Raw genomic sequence first — 21,427 nt, 5'->3', positions numbered from 1 at the left:
TGTTCCCGCGGTGCCGATTCGCGGACAATACTCATCAGCCGTGTAGAAAACGCCGTTCAGGAGGCAGCCATGCAGACACCCGCGCAACCCCTTACGCACGACGTCGTCATTGTCGGCGGCGGTCTGGTGGGGGCCAGTTTGGGCTGTGCGCTGGCCCCTTTGATCGAACGCCACGGGCTGAAAGTGGCGATTATCGAGGCCGCGCCGCTGCCGGCCGCCGCGCAGCCGGACCAATGGCAGCCCAGTTTCGATGCCCGGGCCAGCGCCATTGCCGCCGGCTCGGCGGAGCGCTTTCACCGGCTGGGGGTGTGGCAGGCCATGCGCCGAGAGGCCGCGCCGATCCGCCGCATCCACATCAGCGAGCGCGGCCGGCTGGGCGTGACGCGGCTGGATGCCGATGATCTCCACGTTGACGCCCTGGGCCATGTGATTGCCAACGCCTGGATGGGCCGGGTGCTGCACGCCCGACTCGCCGAACTGGCGCTCGACTGGCACTGCCCGGCCAAGGTGGCGCACATTGCCCCGACCGAGGCGGGGCATCGGCTGGCGCTTTCGGACGGCAGTACGCTCACCGCCGGACTGACGGTCCTGGCCGACGGCGGCCGCTCCGGGCTAAAAGAGCAGCTGGGCATTGCCAGCCGTGCGGCGGACTACGCGCAGACCGCACTGATTGCCAACGTGGCGGTCAGCGAGCCCCACGGCGGTGTGGCCTACGAGCGCTTTACCGCTGACGGCCCAATTGCGCTGCTGCCGCTGTCGGGCAACGCCATGGAGCTGGTGTGGACGCACCCGGCCGGCGAAGAAAAGGCGCGCATGGCACTGTCCGACGGCGACTTTCTCGCCGCGCTGCAGCGCGCGTTCGGCGATCGCGCCGGGCGCTTTACTCGGGTGGGCAAGCGCTACGCCTATCCGCTATCGCTGGTGACCGCGGAAGAGACCGTGCGCCCGGGGCTTGCGGTGCTGGGCAACGCCGCCCACGCGCTGCACCCGGTGGCCGGGCAGGGGTTTAACCTGGCGCTGCGCGGGGTGGTGGATCTGGTGGACACGCTGGCCGAGCATCTGGCGGCGGGCGGTGCAGCCGGTGATATGGCCGCGCTGAGCGCTTTTGACCGCAAGCGCGCCCGGGACCGGCGCGACGTGGTGCGCTTCAGCGACGGGCTGATCCGCCTGTTCGGCGCGCGGCTGCCGCTGCTGCCGTCGCTGCGTGCGGCGGGCCTGGCGGGCCTTAATCTGGCCGGGCCGCTGCGCCGCGATGTGGCCCGGCGGGCCATGGGGCTGGAGCGCTGACGTTCACCCGCGCCCGGCCGCGGGCGTTTTGTTGACAAGGCAAGGGGAGCACGATGACCAAGACAGCCAAGGCGGCAAAAACGCCGGCGACGACGTTCGATGCCCTGATTGTGGGCAACGGCATGGTAGGCACGGCGCTTTGTGCGCTGCTGGCGGATGCCGGCATGCAGGTTGGGCTGGTCGAGGCGCAGCCCCGGCCGCTTGCGCTGGATACGCTCGGCGAGGCGCCGGCGCCCCGGGTCAGCGCGCTGTCGCCGGTTTCCGTGCGCCTGCTAAAGCATCTGGGCGCCTGGCCGCTGATGGCGGAAAAGCGCGTGACGGCGTATCGCTACATGCGCGTGTGGGACACCGAAGGCAGCGGGGATATCGCCTTCAGCGCCGATGAGGCCGGGGTGGCCGCGCTGGGCTACATCGTGGAAAACAGCCTGACCACCGCGGCGCTGAATGCCCGGGTGCTGGACCATCCCGGGGTGACGACGTTTTTCGGCCAGCGGGTTACCGCACTGCAGACCACCGCCACCGGGCGCTGGCTGAAGCTGGAAGACGGCACCACGCTGGGCGCGCCGCTGGTGGTTGCCGCCGACGGCGCGCGCTCGGTGCTGCGCGATATGGCGGAAATCGACGTAGCCGAAGACGACATGCACCAGCACGCCGTGGTGACCACGGTACGCTGCGAGCGCCCTCACGGGGCGACGGCGCGCCAGGCGTTCGTTGCCGGCCAGCCGCTGGCGTTTTTGCCGCTGACGGTGGCCGGCGACGAGCGCTACTGCTCGGTTGTCTGGTCGGTGGCGCCCGAGCGCGCCGAGGCGCTTAAGGCGATGACGCCCGAAGCGCTGGGCGAGGCGCTGGGCCGTGCCCTTGAACACCGCCTGGGAGCGGTGGAGGTATGCGACAGGGCGTATGCGTTTCCGCTGGTGCAGCGCCATGCCCGGCGCTATACGGCGCCGCACTTTGCGCTGGTGGGCGACGCGGCGCACAGCATTCACCCGCTGGCGGGGCAGGGCGTCAACCTGGGGCTGATGGACGCCGCCGTGCTGGCCGAAGAAGTCATCGCGGCCTTTCAGCGCGGCGCGCCCTGGGGCGATGCGCGCCGGCTCAAGCGTTTCGAGCGCCGCCGCCGGGGAGACAACGCCGCCGTACTGGCGCTGATGAAAGGCTTCAAGACGCTGTTTGGCGTAGAGCACCCCGGCGTGCTGCTGGCGCGCAATATGGGCATGAACGGGCTTGACCGGCTGGTACCGCTCAAGCGCGCGATGATGCGCCAGGCGACCGGGGAGCGCGGCCGCCTGCCCGAAAGCTGCCGCTAGCGCCGGCGGCGGTCCACCACGTTGAGCGCCTTGAGCAGGTTGAGCGCCTCGCTCAGCTGGTAGTCGTCGCGCAGGCGTGCAGCGCTTGACGCGTCGCGGGCTGCGCTTTTGCCCGTGGCGTTCAGGTGGCCTTCAAGGTCGGATTCGCGCAGTTCAAAGCGGCTGTCGGCGACTTCCAGCCGCCCGCGCACGACCTTGATGTCAGGTTCGATGCCCTGGGCCTGAATCGAGCGGCCGTCCGGGGTGTAGTACAGCGCAGTGGTGAGCTTGAGGGCTTCGCGTTCGCCCAGCGGCATGACCTGCTGTACCGAACCCTTGCCAAAGCTTTCCGTACCCATGATGACGCCGCGGCCCTGGTCCTGCAGCGCGCCGGCGACGATTTCCGCCGCCGAGGCGCTGCCGCCGTTGACCAGCACCACCAGTGCTACGTCGCCGGCGGGGGTAGCGGGCGTAGCGGAAAACGACATCTGGCTGTTGGCCAGACGGCCTTCGGTGTAGACCACGCGCCCGCTGTCAAGGAACAGATCGGCGATATCCACCGCGGCCTGGAGCACCCCGCCGGGGTTATTGCGCAGGTCCAGCACCAGGCCGTTGAGCGCGCCGCCGTCGCTTTGTGCCTGCATGTCGGTGAGGGCGGCGAGGGCCTGCTCGGCGGTGCGCGTCTGGAACTGGCTGATGCGCAGGTAGCCGTAGCCCGGCGCCAGCATGTCGTGTTTGACGCTTTCCGTCTGGATGTTTTCGCGGGTCAGGGTCAACGTGCGCGGGCTGTCTTCGCCCTGGCGCAGCACGGTGATATCCAGCTCGCTGCCCGGCTCGCCGCGCATCAGGTTGACCGCTTCGTGCAGGGACAGGCCCTCGGTGGAGGTGCCGTCGATACGCACGATGACATCGCGCGAGGCAAGCCCTGCCCGGGAAGCCGGCGTATCGTCGATAGGCGTTACCACCGTGATCCGGTCGTCTTTCATGCCGACTTCGATGCCGATGCCGCCAAACGCCCCTTCGGTGCTTTCGCGCAGGCTGTCGTACTGCTCTTCGTCGAGATAGCTTGAATGCGGGTCCAGCTCGTTGAGCATGCCGCGCATGGCATTGCGCATCAGGGTGCGGTCGTTGATGTCTTCGACGTAGGCGCGCTTGATGTGCTCAAACACCTCGGCAAAGGTCTGGATATCTTCCAGCGGCAGGGCGTTTTCCGCGTCATCGGTGTCCGGCGCCGCGGCGGCCGTGCCCGGCAGGGCCCACATGGCCAGTAGCATGACGGCCAGCGGGTACCGGACGGCGGGCAATAAAGGGGTGGCAAATGGCATGGGGGCTCCGCGAGGCGTGGGCGGCAGGGGCCGCCGAAAAAAGCGTCAGTGGCGCCAGCTTATCCTTTCAGCGGCGTGCAAGCCAACGCCCGGGGTCGATGGGTTCGCCGCCGCGGCGCACTTCAAAATACAGCGCCGCTCGGGGCTGGCCGCCGGTATTGCCCACGCGTCCGATAACGTCGCCTTCGGCCACTCGCGTGCCGGGCGAGCGCTCGAAGCGCTGCAGGTGAGCGTAAAGCGTCATCAGGTGGTCGCCGTGGTCAACGATCAACAGGTTGCCAAAGCCGCGCAGCCAGCCGGCAAATGCCACGCGCCCGGCGTGCACGGCCTTGACCGGGGTGCCGGCGCCGGCCTTGATGACAATGCCGTTGCGGTGCACGCCCTGGCGGCTTTCAAAGCCGGCGCTGAGTTGGCCTGCCGTAGGCCAGGGCAGATCGCCCCGGGTTTGGGCCATCTGCGTGCTGGGGGCGGGGCTTGATAGCCGGGCCATCTGCTCGCGGATCTGGCGCAGGCGCGCCTCGGCGGCTTCGCGATCGCCCTTGAGCCGGGCCAGGTGGTGGCTTTGGCTTTCTTCGCGCTCGCCGATGTCGGCCAGCAGCGTGCGGCGTTGGGCGGTGCGCTGGGCAAGGGTCGCGCTTTTTTCTTTCAGCTCGGCGTTGGCCGCCTCCAGGCGCTTTCGGCGCTCGGCCAGCTCGGCGGCGTTGTCGGCAAGCGCTTTGTCCAGCCGGGCGATGTCGGCGAGGCGTTTTTTTCTCGCCCGGCTCAGGCGGTTGAGGTAGGCCTGCATGCGGTCAATCTTGGCCGGGTCGCCCTGGTTGAGCAGCAGCTTCAGCTGCGGGGCATCGCCCAGCCGGTACAGCGCGGCCAGCTGCTCGCCCAGCGCTTCCATCTGCGCTTGGCGGGTCGCTTCCAGACGAGATCGGCGCTTTTTCAGCGCCCGGCTTTCTTTGCCGAGCCGGCGGCGCTTGGCCTGCACTTCATCCAGCCGGGCGTGAAGCTCGGCCAGCGCCTCTTCTACCTCGCGCAGCGCGTTCTGGGCGTCGCTGCGCGCCTTGGCGGTGGCTTCAAGACGCTGTGACGCTGTTCGGATTTCTTCGCCCAGGGCGTCGAGCTTTTCCCGGGCGGCGGTGGCGTCGGGGCGCGCCTGCGCCTGGCCCTGCACCGCCGGGGGCATACAGGCCAGCAACGCCAGCGCGCCGCCGGCCCAGCGTCGCAGCCTTGGCCTGCGGCGCAATTCAGCGCAGCCGAATCAGTGGCTTGCCGGTCATCGCGGCGGGAATTTTCTGATCCATCAGGGTCAAAAGCGTAGGCGCCAGATCGCACAGCCGCCCGTCTTCGAGCTCGCCCTGGCGCGTGCCGACGTAGACCAGCGGCACCGGGAAGGTGGTGTGGGCGGTCTGGGGCGCGCCGGTGACCGGGTGCACCATCTGCTCGGCGTTGCCGTGGTCGGCGGTGATCAGGCAGGCGCCGCCGGCGCGCTCAATGGCCTCGACCACGCGGCCCACGCACTGATCGACGGTTTCAATGGCCTTGACCGCTGCGTGATAGTCGCCGGTGTGGCCGACCATGTCGCCGTTGGCGTAGTTGCAGATGATCAGGTCAAAGGCGTCGTCGTCGATGGCGCCAATCAGGCTGTCGGTGACGGCAAAGGCGCTCATTTCCGGCTTTTCGTCGTAGGTGCGCACGTCCTGGGGCGAGGGCTGCAAAATGCGCGTTTCGCCGTCGAAGGCTTCTTCGCGGCCGCCGGAGAAGAAAAACGTTACGTGGGGGTATTTTTCCGTCTCGGCGATGCGCAGCTGCTTGAGCCCGCGCCGGGAGACGACCTCACCCAGGGTGTCGGACAGGTGATCCGGGGGAAAGGCGATCGGGGCGGGGATGTCGTCGGCGTACTCGGTCATCATTACCAGGCCTTCGCCGGCGAGCACCGGGCGCGAGGTGCGCGCAAAGCCGTCAAAGTCGGGTTCGGCAAAGGCCCGCGCCAGCTCCCGGGCGCGGTCGGCGCGGAAGTTGGCAAAGATTGCCGCGTCGCCGTCTTCGATCACTAGCGGCTCCCCGGCAATGCGTACGCTGGTAGCGGAGACGAACTCGTCGGTTTCTCCCCGGGCATAGGCGTCGCGCAGGGCGGTTTCGGCGCTGACGGCGGTAAAGTCGGCGCGGCCTTCGGTCAAAAGCTCATAGGCCTGGGCCACGCGCTCCCAACGGTTGTCGCGGTCCAGCGCGTAGAAGCGCCCGATGACCGAGGCGATAAAGCCGTTGTCCGGGCCGACCAGTTCGGCGAGCCGGGCGTTGGTGCGCTCAAGCGAGGCCATGGCACTCTGGGGGGCCACGTCGCGGCCGTCGAGGAAGGCGTGCATGTAGATGCGCCGGGCCCCGCGGCGGGCGGCAAGCTCGGCAAGCGCAATGATGTGGTCTTCGTGGCTGTGCACGCCGCCGGGGGACAAAAGGCCCATAAGATGAACGGCTCGGCCGTGCTCCACGGCGTCGTCGATGGGGGTGGTCAGCGCGGCGTTGAGGTCAAGATCGCCGTTTTCCACGGCCTGGGTGATCCGGGTAAAATCCTGAAACACGATGCGCCCGGCGCCCAGGTTCATGTGGCCGACCTCGGAGTTGCCCATCTGGCCGTCGGGCAGCCCGACGTGGTGGCCGTCGGTATGGACGAAGGCCCGGGGACGATCGGCCCATAGCCGATCCATGTTGGGGGTATGCGCCCCGGCAATGGCGTTGTGGCGGCTGTCCGGGTTATGGCCGTAGCCGTCGAGGATGATCAGCGCCACCGGGCGCGGCGTGCGGGGAGTGTCCATGAAAACCTCTCGTCATTGGGCCAGGCGCCGGTGTGGCGCAGCGTCGGGGCGAATGCCAGTCGTTCGCACTATAACGCAGGCGGGCGGCTGTCGTCATGGCGGGGCCTGCTCGCAGCCGTTCGGGGCGTGTATACTGGGGCGCTTGACGACAGCCCGCGCTGCCGGCTGTCGTATTGCCGTGTATTGTTGACCCACTATTGAACAAGAGATTGAGCGCGCGATGCCCGAGATAATCGAACGGTTGCTGGAGTTTGCCCAAAACCATCTGCTGCTGGTGGGGGGCTTTTTTGCCGTACTGCTCGCCTGGCTGGCGTATGAAGCCCGTCGCGCGGCAAGCAACGGGGTGACGCCGGGCGAGGCCACGCAGCTGATCAACCGCGAAGACGCCGTGGTGCTGGATATCCGCGAAGACAAAGAGTTTCGCGCCGGCCATATCGCCGGTGCCCGGCATATTCCCCAGAGCAAGCTGGATGAGCGCATAAATGAGCTGGACAAGGCCAAGAGCAAGCCGGTCATTGTCGTCTGCAAGCACGGCCAGAGCTCGGGCGTGGCTCAGGCCAAGCTGGCCAAGGCCGGCTTTGAGCGCGCGCTGAAGCTGAGCGGCGGCATGGCCCAGTGGCAGGCCGACGGCTTGCCGGTAGTCAAAAAATAAGCGCATCGGCGCCGGCGTGGCCGGCACGAGCTTCGTAGATCGACCCTTTCAGGAGTTTCACATGGCGGAAGACACCACCCCCCAGCAGGCCGGCGCGGCGGACGACAGCAAGCCCAAGCTTACGTTTTCGCTGCAGCGTATTTACGTCAAGGATATTTCGTTTGAAGCGCCCAACTCGCCCGAGGTGTTCAAACAGCCGTTCAAGCCCAAGGTCAATCTGGACCTGAACACCTCCAGCAAGCAAACCGACGATGACCAGTACGAAGTCACCGTCAAGGTCACCGCTCAGGTCAACGACAGCGAAAGCGGTACCACCTCGTTTCTGGTGGAAGTCGAGCAGGCCGGTTTGTTCCGCATTGGCGGCATTGAAGGCGAGCAGCTGGACCAGACCCTGGGCGCGTTCTGCCCCAACCTGCTGTTCCCCTACGCCCGCGAGTGCGTGGACAGCCTGGTCAACCGCGGCGGCTTCCCGCCGCTGATGCTGGCGCCGGTCAATTTTGACGCCATGTACGCCCAGCGCAAACAGCGCGAAGCCCAGGCGCAAAGCGCCGAGTAAGCCGTGCAGGCCGCCGACTGGTACGCCGCCCACGGCAAGATGCCGCGCCTTTACGTGCCGGCAACGTTTGAACCGGGCGGTAACGTTACGCTGCCTGACGGCCCGGCGCGCCATCTAACGCGGGTGCTGCGCCTGGGCCCGGGTGCGCCGCTGGTGGTGTTCGACGGCAACGGCCGCGAGGCCGGCGTGCGCCTGGCAGACGTGACGCGCAAGCAGGCCACGGTGGTCGTGGAGGCCGTATGGCCCGGGGCGGGGGAGTCGCCGCTGGCGGTGCATCTGGGCCAGGCGATCTCCAAGGGAGAGCGCATGGACTACGCCATCCAGAAAGCCGTGGAGCTGGGCGTGGCGGCGATCACCCCGCTGTATACCCGCCGCGGCGATGTGCGCTTGAAAGGCGAGCGCGAAGCCAAAAAGCTCGCCCACTGGCAAGCCGTGGCCGCCAGCGCCTGCGAGCAGTGCGGGCGGGCGACGCTGCCGCCGGTGCATCCGCCGCAAACCCTTGAGGCATGGCTTAACGCGCGCGACGAGCCGCTGCGGCTGATGCTGCATCCGGCCACCCACAGCGGGCTGGACGCGGCGGACGCGCCCGCCGCGGCGGCGCTGCTGATCGGCCCGGAAGGCGGCCTGGCCCCAGACGACGTGGCGGCCGCCGAGGCCGCGGCGTTTACCCCGCTGACCCTGGGCCCGCGTATCCTGCGTACCGAAACCGCGCCCGTGGCTGCGCTTACGCTTTTGCAGTACCGCTTCGGCGATCTTTGAGAAGGACGTTTTTGCTATGCCCAACGAGACTTCCGGCCCCTCTTATAGCGCGACAGATACCGTCGCCCGCATGGGTGAGGTGGCCTACCTGCCGGTGGTAACGGTAAACGATACCGGCGCATTTCTGCGCTGGGGGCAGCCCAAGGACGTGCTGCTGCCGTTTAGCGAGCAGCTGTTCCGCCCGGACCCGGGCAAGCGCGTGCTGGTCATGCTTTACGAAGACGACCGGGGGCGGCCGGTGGCGTCCATGCGCCTGGAGCGTTTTTTGAGCGACGACGCCTGGGCGCTGGAAAGCGGCGAGGCGGTCACGCTGGTTGTCGCCGAGCGTACCGACCTGGGCATGAAGGTCGTGGTCAACCACCGCTACTGGGGACTGATTTACGCCGACGACATCAGCCAGCCCCTGCGCCGCGGGCAGACGCTTGGCGGGTTCGTCAAGCAGCGCCGGGACGACGGCCGGCTGGATATCTCCCTGCTGCCGCCGGGCAGCGCACGCCTTGACGTGGTGGGCGAGAAGGTTCTCAAGGCCCTGCGCGAAAGCGGCGGCTACCTGCCGCTGGGCGATAAAAGCGCCGCGGCGGACATCAAAGCGCGGCTGGGGGTGAGCAAAAGCGCCTACAAGCAGGCCACCGGCCGGCTGTACAAGCGCCAGCTGATCACCCTTGAGCCCCATGCCGTGCGCCTGGTGCCCGGCGCGCTGGACTGATGCCCTCTGCTTGGTGCCGCGCGCGGCGTCAGGCATACTGCAGGGCTGTCATATACCCACGGGCGCGCCGGCCCGGTGCGCTCTATTTCGAATGGTTGTTGCGATGAGCCAGTCAAATCTGCATCTGGGCGTGGTGATGGATCCCATCGCCGATATTGCCTATACAAAAGATACCACCATGGCCATGCTGTGGGCCGCCCAGGATCGGGGCTATACGCTGCACTACATGGAACAGGAAGACCTGTTTCTCAACGCCGGCCAGGCCTACGCCCGCATGCGCCCGCTGACGGTACACCGCGACCCCGATCACTGGTATGACCTGGGCGAAGCCGACTCCCGGCCGCTTTCCGAGCTCGACGTCATCCTCATGCGCAAAGACCCGCCTGTTGACGCCGATTTTACCCATGCGGTGCATCTGCTGGGGTTTGCCGAGCGCGAAGGCGTGCTGGTCGTCAATCCGACCCGGGCGCTTTTGACCTGCAACGAAAAGCTTTTTGCCCAGCAGTTTCCCCAGTGCTGCGCACCCACGCTGGTGTCCGCCCGGGACAACGTGCTGCGCGCGTTTCACGCCGAGCATGGCGATGTGATCTTCAAGCCGCTTGACGGCATGGGCGGCAGCGGTATTTTTCACATCGGCCCGGACGGGCGCAATCTCGGCGCGGTGATTGAGCAGCTGACGCTGGGCGGTACGCGCCAGGTCATGGTGCAGCGCTACCTGCCGGCCATCAAGGAAGGTGACACCCGCATCTTGCTCATCGACGGCGAGCCGGTGCCTTACGGTTTGGCCCGGGTGCCGCTGGCCGGGGAAACGCGCGGCAACCTGGCGGCCGGCGGGCGCGGAGAAAGCCGTGAGCTCACCGAACGCCAGCAATGGCTGGTCGAGCAGGTGCGGCCAACGCTTGACGCGCTTGGGCTGCTGTTTGTCGGGCTCGACGTTATCGGTGATTCGATTACCGAAATCAACGTCACCAGCCCCACCTGCGTGCGTGAGATTGACGACCAGCGCGGCACGCGTATCGCCGACCAGCTGCTCGACGCGGTCGCGCGTCGCCTGAGTGCGCCACGCTAACGGCGTGCCCCATCATTACATGGTCATTGATAATTCAGCCGCCGGCGAATCGCCGGCGGCGCTAGGAGGCGCATGCAACGCTTAACGCAAAATCTGAAAAATCATTTCCTGCTGGCCATGCCGCACATGGACGAGACCCACTTTGCCGGGAGCCTGATCTATCTTTGTGACCACGACGACAACGGCAGCATGGGAGTGATTGTCAACCAGCCGCTGGAAATCACCCTTGATGCGCTGTTCGAGCAGCTGGAGCTTGGCGGCAGCCAAAGCCTGCACCGCAATGCGCCGGTGTATTATGGCGGCCCCATGCACAAGGATCGCGGCTTTATTCTGCACCGTGGCCAAAGCAGCGACTGGGATTCCAGCGTGCAGGTAACCGACGAAATTGCACTGACCACGTCGATGGATATGCTACAGGCGCTGGCCAACAATGAAGGGCCCGAACGCTTCGTCGTCTGTTTGGGCTGCTCCGGCTGGGATGTGGGCCAGCTGGAAGATGAGATCAAGGAAAACGCCTGGCTGATCGTTGAAGGAGCGTCACACGTGCTGTTCGAAACGCCGCCGGCCGAGCGCCTCAGCACCGCGGCGGGTATTCTCGGCGTGGATTTAAACCTGATGACGCCTGACGCCGGGCACGCCTGATGGCCGCAGAAGGGCAGCGGCTGGTGCTGGCATTTGACTTTGGTGCCCGGCGCATTGGCGTGGCGGTGGGCAATGAAATGCTGCACAGCGCCCGGGAGCTTGAGCCGCTCACCGCCCGGGACGGCATTCCCGACTGGAATGTTGTAACCCGGCTTTTGGAGGAATGGCAGCCGGACGTGCTGGTGGTGGGGTTGCCGCTGCACATGGACGGCAGCGAGTCCGAAATGAGCCTGCGGGCGCGCAAATTCGGCAATCGACTGCACGGGCGCTACGGCAAGCCCTGCCACATGGTCGACGAGCGCGGCTCTACCCGGGAGGCCAAGCAGATTGCCCGTGAAGCCGGCCACAGGGGCAACTACCGTGCCGAGAGCGTTGACGGCATTGCCGCGGTGCTGATTTTGGAAGGCTGGTTTGCCCACCGGGAAGGCTTGCCCGGCGGCCGCGCCGGCGACTCAACCCGGCCACAGCGAGGCGGTACGTAACCCCGCCTCAAGGCTATTCACTCGTCTAGCGTGCCCAGCCGCTTGGGGACAAACCAGCGCACCGGGCGCAGGTCCTTTTCAATCAACTCTTCTACCTGCAGCAGCGTGGCAAATATCGCCATGCGCATCGGAATGCCGTTGTCGGTCTGGCGAAAAATGGCCAGCCTGGGATCGCCGTTCAAGTCCACATCTAGATCGTTGACGCCGGGGCGGCTGTCCCGAGGCAGCGGGTGCATGACGATGGTATCCGGCGTGCAGCGCGCGTCCATAAAGCGTTTGTTAACCACGAATTCGTGAGAAACGCCGGCAAAGGATTCGCTCATTTCACTGGTAAAACGCTCTTTCTGAATGCGCGTGGTGTAGACCACGTCCAGGTCGCTGAAGTCGCAGGCCAGGCTGTCGCGCAGCTCGATACGGTGGCCGCGGGAAGCCACCAGCTCCACCAGTGCCGAGGGCATATCCAGCCCCGGCGGCGACACCAGGGTGATGCGCATGGGCGGGTACAGCGATAAAAGCTTGATCAGCGAGTGCACCGTGCGCCCGTGAAGCAAATCCCCCGTTAATAGAATATGCGCGCCGGCAAGCGTTTTGCCCCGCTGGGCGAACTCTTTATCGATGGTGTAAAGGTCCAGCAGTGCCTGACTGGGGTGTTCGCCCGGGCCGTCGCCGCCGTTGATGACCGGCACGTTGGTGGCGCTGGCAAACTCGGCCACCGAGCCTTGCTCGGGGTGGCGCATGACGATGGCGTCGCAGTAGCCGCTCATGACGCGGCTGGTGTCGTACAGCGATTCACCCTTGGCCATGGATGAAAAGGTAAAGCCGGTGGTATCGCATACGCTGCCGCCCAGGCGGCAAAACGCAGCGTTAAAGCTCACCCGAGTGCGGGTGCTGGCTTCGAAAAACAGGTTACCCAGCACCGCGCCTTCCAGCACTCGGGTTACCTGGCGGCGGCTGGCAATGGGCTCCATGCGGCCGGCCACATGCAGCAAGTGGTCAACGTGATCACGGTCCAGCGAGTCGACGGAAAGCAGGTGTGGGTTCATCAAATGGGCTCCCTGAGGCAGGCAAATGGCAGCCTTGGCAAGGCTGGCAGGCAGTTATGGGTAAGCGGTGCGTCCAGTTTACTCGTTAGCAGCGCCGGTTCCGATATGCTTTTTGGCGTCGAAAGGCGGCGCCAATAATTTATTTCCCGCCATCCCTTGCCAAACGCTGCCTCAGCCCGTAGAGTACGCATCCGCTGCAGACGACGCCAAGCGTTGCCCGCGGTGAAAGGCCCAAAAAAGGCCTTGGGTGTCAACAGGTTACGCGGTTTATGACATCGCAGTTGACAACCACTTCAAGGCGTGTAGAATACGCCTTCCTCGCAGCAGAGACGGCAAGTCATCGCCGCTTTGCAGGCTAACATAACGGCCTTGCGAGATGCTCTTTAACAAGTTGATCAGGTAATTCATGTGGGCGCTTGCCTGAGTGGGTGACAAATCACCTATTATCAAGACAAGTGTCTCGTCAAAACCTTCGGGTTTTATTTGAGACGTTTGAAACCTTGAGCCAAGTTTGGTGCAGCTTATGCACTATATGATTTTAAACTGAAGAGTTTGATCATGGCTCAGATTGAACGCTGGCGGCAGGCTTAACACATGCAAGTCGAGCGGAAACGATGGAGTGCTTGCACTTCAGGCGTCGAGCGGCGGACGGGTGAGTAACGCATAGGAATCTGCCCGGTCGTGGGGGATAACCTGGGGAAACTCAGGCTAATACCGCATACGTCCTACGGGAGAAAGGGGGCTTAGGCTCCCGCGATCGGATGAGCCTATGTCGGATTAGCTGGTTGGTGGGGTAACGGCCTACCAAGGCAACGATCCGTAGCTGGTTTGAGAGGATGATCAGCCACACCGGGACTGAGACACGGCCCGGACTCCTACGGGAGGCAGCAGTGGGGAATATTGGACAATGGGCGAAAGCCTGATCCAGCCATGCCGCGTGTGTGAAGAAGGCCCTCGGGTTGTAAAGCACTTTCAGTGAGGAAGAACGCGGTCGGGTTAATACCCCGGCCGAAAGACATCACTCACAGAAGAAGCACCGGCTAACTCCGTGCCAGCAGCCGCGGTAATACGGAGGGTGCAAGCGTTAATCGGAATGACTGGGCGTAAAGCGCGCGTAGGCGGCTTGATAAGCCGGTTGTGAAAGCCCCGGGCTCAACCTGGGAATCGCATCCGGAACTGTTGGGCTAGAGTGCAGGAGAGGAAGGTAGAATTCCCGGTGTAGCGGTGAAATGCGTAGAGATCGGGAGGAATACCAGTGGCGAAGGCGGCCTTCTGGACTGACACTGACGCTGAGGTGCGAAAGCATGGGTAGCAAACAGGATTAGATACCCTGGTAGTCCATGCCGTAAACGATGTCGACCAGCCGTTGGGGTCCTTGAGACCCTTGTGGCGAAGTTAACGCGATAAGTCGACCGCCTGGGGAGTACGGCCGCAAGGTTAAAACTCAAATGAATTGACGGGGGCCCGCACAAGCGGTGGAGCATGTGGTTTAATTCGATGCAACGCGAAGAACCTTACCTACCCTTGACATCCTCGGAACTGGGCAGAGATGCCTTGGTGCCTTCGGGAACCGAGAGACAGGTGCTGCATGGCTGTCGTCAGCTCGTGTTGTGAAATGTTGGGTTAAGTCCCGTAACGAGCGCAACCCTTGTCCCTATTTGCCAGCGATTCGGTCGGGAACTCTAGGGAGACTGCCGGTGACAAACCGGAGGAAGGTGGGGACGACGTCAAGTCATCATGGCCCTTACGGGTAGGGCTACACACGTGCTACAATGGCCGGTACAAAGGGCAGCGAGCTTGCGAAAGTCAGCGAATCCCATAAAGCCGGTCTCAGTCCGGATCGGAGTCTGCAACTCGACTCCGTGAAGTCGGAATCGCTAGTAATCGTGCATCAGAATGGCACGGTGAATACGTTCCCGGGCCTTGTACACACCGCCCGTCACACCATGGAAGTGGACTGCACCAGAAGTGGTTAGCCTAACTTCGGAAGGCGATCACCACGGTGTGGTTCGCAACTGGGGTGAAGTCGTAACAAGGTAGCCGTAGGGGAACCTGCGGCTGGATCACCTCCTTAATCGATGCGTCACCCGCTCGGCAAGTGCCCACAATGAATTACCTGATCGATTGTCGAAGTGCAGTCATAAGCACGGGGGCAACAGCCCGCCTGTTTACGACTGCTTTTTGGCAGTGCTCTTTAACAAGGTATATCAAGCTGATAAACGATCATTTCCAATGAAGTGATCATGTGATACGTCTCAAGCGTATCCGGCAATCGTTGTCATTGCGACCCCGACTCCTTCGGGTTATAGGGTCAAGCAATGAAGCGCACACGGTGGATGCCTAGGCAGCCAGAGGCGATGAAAGACGTGGAAGCCTGCGATAAGGCTCGGCGAGGTGGCAAACAACCTGCGACCCGGGCATCTCTGAATGGGGAAACCCACTCACCACAAGGTGAGTATCGTATTCTGAATACATAGGAATACGAGGCGAACCGGGGGAACTGAAACATCTCAGTACCCCGAGGAACAGAAATCAACCGAGATTCCCCCAGTAGCGGCGAGCGAACGGGGAGTAGCCCTTAAGCGCGTGGCCGATTAGACGAAGGCGTTGGGAAACGCCGCCATAGCGGGTGATAGCCCCGTAGTCGAAAATCCAAACGCGTGAAATCGAGTAGGTCGGGGCACGTGTAACCTTGACTGAAGACGGGGGGACCATCCTCCAAGGCTAAATACTCCTGGCTGACCGATAGTGAACCAGTACCGTGAGGGAAAGGCGAAAAGAACCCCGGAGAGGGGAGTGAAATAGATCCTGAAACCGTGTGCGTACAAGCAGTGGGAGCATGCACGTCATGTGACCGCGTACCTTTTGTATAATGGGTCAGCGACTTATTGTCCGTAGCAAGCTTAACCGACTAGGGGAGGCGTAGGGAAACCGAGTCTTAACAGGGCGTCGAGTTGCTGGCAATAGACCCGAAACCGGGCGATCTACCCATGGCCAGAGTGAAGGTTGCGTAACAGCAACTGGAGGCTCGAACCCACGTATGTTGAAAAATGCGGGGATGAGCTGTGGGTCGGAGTGAAAGGCTAATCAAGCCCGGAGATAGCTGGTTCTCCTCGAAAGCTATTTAGGTAGCGCCTCACGTATCACCGCCGGGGGTAGAGCACTGTTTCGGCTAGGGGGTCATCCCGACTTACCAACCCGAGGCAAACTCCGAATACCGGTGAGTGCAGCGTGGGAGACACACAGCGGGTGCTAACGTCCGTTGTGGAAAGGGCAACAACCCAGACCGTCAGCTAAGGTCCCCAAATCCTGGTTAAGTGGGAAACGATGTGGGAAGGCTCAGACAGCTAGGAGGTTGGCTTAGAAGCAGCCATCCTTTAAAGAAAGCGTAATAGCTCACTAGTCGAGTCGGCCTGCGCGGAAGATGTAACGGGGCTAAACCAGGTACCGAAGCTACGGACGCATCCTTCGGATGCGTGGTAGAGGAGCGTCGTGTAAGCCGATGAAGGGGAGTTGAGAAGCTCGCTGGAGGTATCACGAGTGCGAATGCTGACATGAGTAACGATAAAGGGCGTGAAAAACGCCCTCGCCGGAAGACCAAGGGTTTCTGTTCGACGCTAATCGAAGCAGAGTGAGTCGGCCCCTAAGGCGAGGCCGAAAGGCGTAGTCGATGGGAAACGGGTCAATATTCCCGTACCGGATCGTATTGCGATGAGGGGACGAAGAAGGCTAGGTGAGCCAGGCGACGGTTGTCCTGGTGAAAGTCCGTAGGCTGAGCCGCCAGGCAAATCCGGCGGCTCAAGGCCGAGAGACGAGACGAAGACACCACGGTGTTGAAGTCATTGATGCCACGCTTCCGGGAAAAGCCTCTAAGCACCAGATACGATGCGACCGTACCCCAAACCAACACAGGTGGTCAGGGTGAGAATCCCCAGGCGCTTGAGACAACTCGGGTGAAGGAACTAGGCAAAATGGTGCCGTAACTTCGGGAGAAGGCACGCCGCCGGTACGTGAAACCCCTCGCGGGCGGAGCGGAAGGCGGTCGAAGATACCAGGTGGCTACAACTGTTTACTAAAAACACAGCACTCTGCCAACGCGCAAGCGGACGTATAGGGTGTGACGCCTGCCCGGTGCCGGAAGGTTAAGTGATGACGTTAGGTTCGCCGAAGCGTTTGATCGAAGCCCCGGTAAACGGCGGCCGTAACTATAACGGTCCTAAGGTAGCGAAATTCCTTGTCGGGTAAGTTCCGACCTGCACGAATGGCGTAATGATGGCCACGCTGTCTCCACCCGAGACTCAGTGAAATTGAAATCGCCGTGAAGATGCGGTGTACCCGCGGCCAGACGGAAAGACCCCGTGAACCTTTACTATAGCTTCACACTGGACGCTGATGTTGCCTGTGTAGGATAGCTGGGAGGCTTGGAACCCCGGTCGCCAGACCGGGGGGAGCCACCCTTGAAATACCAGCCTGGCATCATTGGCGTTCTCACTCTGATCCGTGATCCGGATCGAGGACCGTGTGTGGTGGGTAGTTTGACTGGGGCGGTCTCCTCCCAAAGCGTAACGGAGGAGCACGAAGGTACCCTCAGCACGGTCGGACATCGTGCAGTGAGTGCAAGAGCACAAGGGTGCTTGACTGCGAGACAGACACGTCGAGCAGGTGCGAAAGCAGGTTCTAGTGATCCGGTGGTTCTGTATGGAAGGGCCATCGCTCAACGGATAAAAGGTACTCCGGGGATAACAGGCTGATACCGCCCAAGAGTTCACATCGACGGCGGTGTTTGGCACCTCGATGTCGGCTCATCACATCCTGGGGCTGAAGTCGGTCCCAAGGGTATGGCTGTTCGCCATTTAAAGTGGTACGCGAGCTGGGTTTAGAACGTCGTGAGACAGTTCGGTCCCTATCTGCCGTGGGCGCAGGATGTTTGCGAAGGGCTGCTCCTAGTACGAGAGGACCGGAGTGGACGACCCTCTGGTGTGCCGGTTGTCACGCCCGTGGCATTGCCGGGTAGCTAAGGTCGGACGGGATAACCGCTGAAAGCATCTAAGCGGGAAGCCTCCTTCAAGATGAGACATCCCCGAGGCCTCGAGCCTCCTGAAGGGCCCAGCAAGACGAGCTGGTGGATAGGCACGGTGTGGAAGCGCTGCAAGGCGTTGAGCTAACGTGTACTAATGGCCCGTGAGGCTTGACCCTATAACACCCAAGGGGTCGGGTTGCAGGACAACGACCGGATACAAGAGACGTATCGCACAGCTTGATAGACCACCAGTTACGCCTGACGGCCATAGCGAGCGGGAACCACCTGATCCCTTGCCGAACTCAGCAGTGAAACCGTTCAGCGCCGATGGTAGTGTGGGGCCTCCCCATGCGAGAGTAGGACATCGTCAGGCATCAATACGCAGAAAACCCGGCCACGCGCCGGGTTTTTTGTGTGCGCGGAAGAAAAACAGCGGGGAACCGGTTGCTGACCACCGATAATGGACCAACGGGCGTCGACTGTGTGCCACAATCGAGCTCCAGGGAGAAGAAAACGCCATGACGATGATGCGTTGGGAAAAGCTGCTTTCTCCACGACGCCTGCACGATAAGCGCCGCGATATTTCACACGAGATCGGCCGCACGCCGTTTCATAAAGACCACGACCGAATTGTGTTTTCCGGCTCGTTTCGCCGGCTCGGGCGCAAGACCCAGGTGCATCCGCTAACCGAAAACGATCACATCCACACTCGACTGACCCACTCGCTGGAAGTGGGCTGTGTGGGCCGTTCGCTGGGTATGATCGTGGGCGAGCTGCTGCAGGACCGTCTGCCGGAGAGCATTACCCCGGCGGATTTGGGCGTGATCGTACAGACCGCCTGTCTGGGCCACGACATCGGCAATCCCCCCTTTGGCCACGCGGGTGAATACGCTATTCGTGACTGGTTTCAGCGCGCCGATAATGCCGGCTGGCTGGACGGTCTGACGCCCGCCGAGCGCGACGATTTGCTGACCTACGAAGGCAATGCCCAAGGCTTTCGCGTCATCACTCAGATCGAGTACAACCAGTTTAACGGCGGTATGCGCATGACGGCCGCGACGCTGGGTACGCTGCTGAAATATCCCTGGGCGGTGACGCAGCAAACCGCCGGCGGCAAGTTCGGCGCCTATCAGTCGGAGGTATCCTTGCTGCGTGATGTCGCAGCCGACCTGGGGCTTCTGCCCCAGGGCGAAGACCGATGGTGTCGGCATCCGCTGGCGTGGCTGGTCGAGGCCGCTGACGATATCTGCTATGCCCTGCTGGATCTCGAAGACGGACTGGAAATGGGCATTCTGCGCTACGAAGAAGTGGCCGGTATTCTTCAACGCATCGCCGGCGGGCTGCCTACCGAGTACGCTGAGATGCAGCGGCGCGATGCTTCCCAACGTCGCTGTATCGCCTTGCTGCGTGGTGCGGCGATGGAACGTGCGGTGAATGACGTGGCAGAGGTGTTTGTACAGCACGAAGCGTCACTGCTGACGGGGCAACTGGATCGGGATTTGCTGACGCTATGCCACGGTGACCTGAGCGACGGCGTTGCGGCAGCCAAAGCACTTGCCCGGGAACGGATTTTCCAGAACGAGCGCAAGGCCAAGCTCGAGATCGGTGCCTACACCACGCTGGGTATTCTGCTCGAAGCATTTATCGGGGCAGCGCATGAGCTGCATTACCATGGCGCACTATCCTTTAAACACCAGCGTGTGCTAGCTCTGATCGGCGAAAACACGCCGACCCAGGAATGGCCCCTGTACGCCAGCTATCGGCGAATGCTGGATTTTATTGGCGGCATGACTGACCACTACGCGGTCGATCTGGCCCAGGAGATGGGAGGCCGGCTCAGGGGCAACGGGTGAGCTCAGGCAGACGGCTGACGCAGGGGCTTTTCCTGCTGCGGGCAGCGCTGTCGCAGCCAGTCAACGATGCTGCCGTGAACCGTCTTGTCCAGTTTGCCAAGCGTGATAGCGGTCAGCTGGGCTGCCAGATGTTCGCCGCTAACGACCATGATGTCGTTGGCCGCTTCCTGGGTATCGATATCCCAGCCCGGTAAAACGAGAACCCCGCGCACGGGCACCGGAACACCGCATTGGCGTTCAAGCCAGTCGCTAAGCCAGCTGACCGCCTGGCGCGTCTTGTACAGCGGCCGGCGCTCCTGCCAGTGAGGAAAGCGTAGACGCTCACGCTCAACGGCGACCTGTTTGATTTCACGCCCTTCGGCGTCGAGCGCCCGGCTTCGGGCACGCGTTTCTACCACAAAAATACCGCCCGGCGTGACCACAATGTGGTCAATGGTAAAGTGCCCGGCGGGAACATCGTGAAACACCGCGTAGGTGTGGGCTTCGAGATAGAGCAGCCGATCCAGCTCCTGGCCGACGGCAAGCTCGCAGGCAAGCCCCAGCTTGAGGCGGCGTATCCGCTGGTAGTCACGTACTAGCAGCAGAGAAAAGATCAGCACCAAAACGGTGCTCAGCATGCCGTAAAGGGCCCACTCCACCCAGAACTGGCGCTGGGCAAACAGCATGCGGCCCATGCCGTACATCAGCGGCGCCAGGCTAATCAGCGGGCCTAGCGAGCCGTTGAGAAAAAGCGTGGAAAATGCCTGATCCAGCCGTGCGCGCAGTGCCTGACCCGGCCCGCGCAGCGGGTTGGCGTCAAACGGTGAGCGAATGGGGACATCGTGCAGGTTGCGCAAAGCCAGTGCCACAGCGCCCAGTGCGGCCATGGGAAACAAAAAGATGAGGGGTAACAGGTATGCCAGCCAGGTCATCAGAACTTGTGCGGGATACCCGGTACTTCGAGTGCCGGGAGGGATAGCGCGTCGCCCGCAGGGCGACCCGGATTATGCCACCGCCTGTCCCGCTCCTCCTTTCCGTTGGTGAGTGGTTATTGTGAGGTGGTAGCCGTAGCCATCTCCACGTGCCGGATCGTGAACGGGTAGCGTTTATGCACCACGGCGCGACCGCGTTCCAGCAGCAGCCGGGCACGCTTTTCGCTGCACGGCATCAACGGCTGCTTGCCTTTGTCCAATACGAAAACCGCCACGGCGATTCCCTCCTGATCAATGCCCTTACGGGCCTTGTGTCGCGGATCGTTCGATCCGTCTCCCCTCGGGAATGTCGATAACCGGCTCCTGCCTGGCGGCAGCGGTCGGGGCCTTCGGCGTTTTACCTTGCGCCCGCATGATCCCGACCTTTCAGAGCAGCAGACTGGGGAAGCATCCACTGGTGAGTCTTGACGACCTGCTATCAACGTAGCGGCCATGTTGCCCGCTCTCCCTGGTCAACCGGGCCTGTTTTTACAAGCCTCTGCCTTTAGGTAGAGGTAGTTGACGAAGGGCCTTTGCCGTGGGTGGGGCCTTTGTCGTGGATAGGGCCTATGTATAAAAAGAAAACGGGCGCTGCAGTCGTGCTTAGCCGCCGGCGTGCTTGACGGTATAGCCCATGGCCACCAGCGCCTGATACAGCGTATCGCGGTGGTCCCCCTGAATCTCGATAACGCCGTTTTTGACCGCGCCACCGGTGCCGCAACGTTTTTTCAGCTGCTTGGCGAGCTTTTTGAGCTCGTCGGCAGGGAGTTTGATGCCGGTAAGCGTAGTAACCCCCTTGCCTTTGCGGCCGCTGGTTTCCCGGCGAATACGCACGGTGCCGTCCAGCGTTTCAAGGCGCTGCTGTTCTGCAAGTGCCGCGCAGCAACATTGCGCCAGCGGCTCGCGGCAGTCCGGGCAGGTATCGCCGTGTTCGGTAGAGTACACCAGCCCGCCAAGCTGGTCGCGTAGCGATGCCATCATCGTTCTCCTCTGACA

At 63.0% G+C, this 21,427-nt stretch carries 17 protein-coding genes and 3 rRNA genes; 13 read left to right on the top strand and 7 right to left on the bottom strand.

Features of this window, described 5'->3' with window-relative positions; genetic code table 11:
• Positions 1–69: 69 nt before the first annotated feature.
• On the top strand, positions 70–1,287 hold the full coding sequence (gene ubiH / locus ACZ415_RS03990) for a 2-octaprenyl-6-methoxyphenyl hydroxylase (RefSeq protein ID WP_344703717.1): 1,218 nt from the start codon (positions 70–72) through the stop codon (positions 1,285–1,287).
• A 53-nt stretch (positions 1,288–1,340) separates the two neighbouring features.
• Entirely contained in the window at positions 1,341–2,594 is a 1,254-nt protein-coding gene (locus ACZ415_RS03985; RefSeq protein ID WP_344703719.1) for a UbiH/UbiF/VisC/COQ6 family ubiquinone biosynthesis hydroxylase, read from the top strand.
• On the opposite strand, the gene ACZ415_RS03980 is transcribed toward ACZ415_RS03985, so the two are convergent.
• From ACZ415_RS03980 to gpmI, 3 genes are all read right to left on the bottom strand, one after another.
• Positions 2,591–3,835 carry a S41 family peptidase gene (locus ACZ415_RS03980; protein WP_344703737.1) on the bottom strand — a complete coding sequence of 415 codons (1,245 nt, stop codon included), beginning with the start codon at positions 3,833–3,835 and terminating at the stop codon, positions 2,591–2,593. The two genes, ACZ415_RS03985 and ACZ415_RS03980, sit on opposite strands and share 4 nt — an antisense overlap.
• Before the next feature lie 130 nt (positions 3,836–3,965).
• Positions 3,966–5,084: a murein hydrolase activator EnvC family protein gene (locus ACZ415_RS03975; RefSeq protein ID WP_464387757.1), complete on the bottom strand. Its 1,119-nt coding sequence runs from the start codon at positions 5,082–5,084 to the stop codon at positions 3,966–3,968.
• Positions 5,085–5,133: 49 nt separating this feature from the next.
• Positions 5,134–6,699, bottom strand: coding sequence for a 2,3-bisphosphoglycerate-independent phosphoglycerate mutase (gene gpmI / locus ACZ415_RS03970; protein ID WP_344703723.1), 1,566 nt, complete (start codon positions 6,697–6,699; stop codon positions 5,134–5,136).
• 229 nt (positions 6,700–6,928) lie between these two features.
• Here gpmI and ACZ415_RS03965 point away from each other — a divergent pair, with 229 nt between their 5' ends.
• The 7 genes from ACZ415_RS03965 (at position 6,929) to ruvX (ending at position 11,565) form a co-directional block, all read left to right on the top strand.
• Positions 6,929–7,351 (top strand): rhodanese-like domain-containing protein, encoded by a 423-nt coding sequence (locus ACZ415_RS03965; RefSeq protein WP_344703739.1) that lies wholly within the window; start codon positions 6,929–6,931, stop codon positions 7,349–7,351.
• Positions 7,352–7,412: 61 nt separating this feature from the next.
• Positions 7,413–7,907 (top strand): protein-export chaperone SecB, encoded by a 495-nt coding sequence (gene secB / locus ACZ415_RS03960; protein ID WP_344703725.1) that lies wholly within the window; start codon positions 7,413–7,415, stop codon positions 7,905–7,907.
• Between the two features lie 39 nt (positions 7,908–7,946).
• Positions 7,947–8,666, top strand: a complete 720-nt coding sequence (locus ACZ415_RS03955; RefSeq protein WP_344703741.1) for a 16S rRNA (uracil(1498)-N(3))-methyltransferase — start codon at positions 7,947–7,949, stop codon at positions 8,664–8,666.
• 16 nt (positions 8,667–8,682) lie between these two features.
• Entirely contained in the window at positions 8,683–9,372 is a 690-nt protein-coding gene (locus ACZ415_RS03950) for a CvfB family protein (RefSeq protein ID WP_344703727.1), read from the top strand.
• 103 nt (positions 9,373–9,475) lie between these two features.
• Positions 9,476–10,441 carry a glutathione synthase gene (gene gshB, locus ACZ415_RS03945; protein WP_344703729.1) on the top strand — a complete coding sequence of 322 codons (966 nt, stop codon included), beginning with the start codon at positions 9,476–9,478 and terminating at the stop codon, positions 10,439–10,441.
• Positions 10,442–10,513: 72 nt separating this feature from the next.
• On the top strand, positions 10,514–11,083 hold the full coding sequence (locus ACZ415_RS03940; RefSeq protein WP_344703731.1) for a YqgE/AlgH family protein: 570 nt from the start codon (positions 10,514–10,516) through the stop codon (positions 11,081–11,083).
• Positions 11,083–11,565, top strand: a complete 483-nt coding sequence (gene ruvX, locus ACZ415_RS03935) for a Holliday junction resolvase RuvX (RefSeq protein WP_344703733.1) — start codon at positions 11,083–11,085, stop codon at positions 11,563–11,565. The genes ACZ415_RS03940 and ruvX overlap by 1 nt, the downstream gene beginning before the upstream one ends.
• A gap of 17 nt (positions 11,566–11,582) precedes the next feature.
• Here the strand turns inward: ruvX and pyrB are convergent, their stop codons facing one another.
• Positions 11,583–12,608, bottom strand: coding sequence for an aspartate carbamoyltransferase (gene pyrB, locus ACZ415_RS03930; protein ID WP_344703735.1), 1,026 nt, complete (start codon positions 12,606–12,608; stop codon positions 11,583–11,585).
• A 540-nt stretch (positions 12,609–13,148) separates the two neighbouring features.
• Here pyrB and ACZ415_RS03925 point away from each other — a divergent pair.
• The 4 genes from ACZ415_RS03925 (at position 13,149) to ACZ415_RS03910 (ending at position 19,481) form a co-directional block, all read left to right on the top strand.
• A 16S ribosomal RNA gene (locus ACZ415_RS03925) occupies positions 13,149–14,682 on the top strand.
• Positions 14,683–14,917: 235 nt separating this feature from the next.
• Positions 14,918–17,804, top strand: a 23S ribosomal RNA gene (locus ACZ415_RS03920).
• An 81-nt stretch (positions 17,805–17,885) separates the two neighbouring features.
• A 5S ribosomal RNA gene (rrf, locus tag ACZ415_RS03915) occupies positions 17,886–18,001 on the top strand.
• The 16S, 23S and 5S rRNA genes sit together here, the layout of an rRNA operon.
• A 145-nt stretch (positions 18,002–18,146) precedes the next feature.
• On the top strand, positions 18,147–19,481 hold the full coding sequence (locus ACZ415_RS03910) for a deoxyguanosinetriphosphate triphosphohydrolase (protein ID WP_344702342.1): 1,335 nt from the start codon (positions 18,147–18,149) through the stop codon (positions 19,479–19,481).
• Between the two features lie 2 nt (positions 19,482–19,483).
• On the opposite strand, the gene ACZ415_RS03905 is transcribed toward ACZ415_RS03910, so the two are convergent.
• The 3 genes from ACZ415_RS03905 to ACZ415_RS03895 form a co-directional block, all read right to left on the bottom strand.
• A complete protein-coding gene (locus tag ACZ415_RS03905) occupies positions 19,484–20,392 on the bottom strand; it encodes a nuclease-related domain-containing protein (RefSeq protein ID WP_344702340.1) in 909 nt (302 codons plus the stop codon).
• A 116-nt stretch (positions 20,393–20,508) separates the two neighbouring features.
• Positions 20,509–20,667 (bottom strand): RRXRR domain-containing protein, encoded by a 159-nt coding sequence (locus tag ACZ415_RS03900; protein WP_344702338.1) that lies wholly within the window; start codon positions 20,665–20,667, stop codon positions 20,509–20,511.
• 367 nt (positions 20,668–21,034) lie between these two features.
• Positions 21,035–21,409: a translation initiation factor Sui1 gene (locus tag ACZ415_RS03895; protein WP_464387756.1), complete on the bottom strand. Its 375-nt coding sequence runs from the start codon at positions 21,407–21,409 to the stop codon at positions 21,035–21,037.
• Positions 21,410–21,427: the final 18 nt, after the last annotated feature.

The sequence above is a fragment of the Halomonas cibimaris genome, from assembly GCF_055379665.1.
This window is presented reverse-complemented; position numbering and strand designations above follow the sequence as displayed.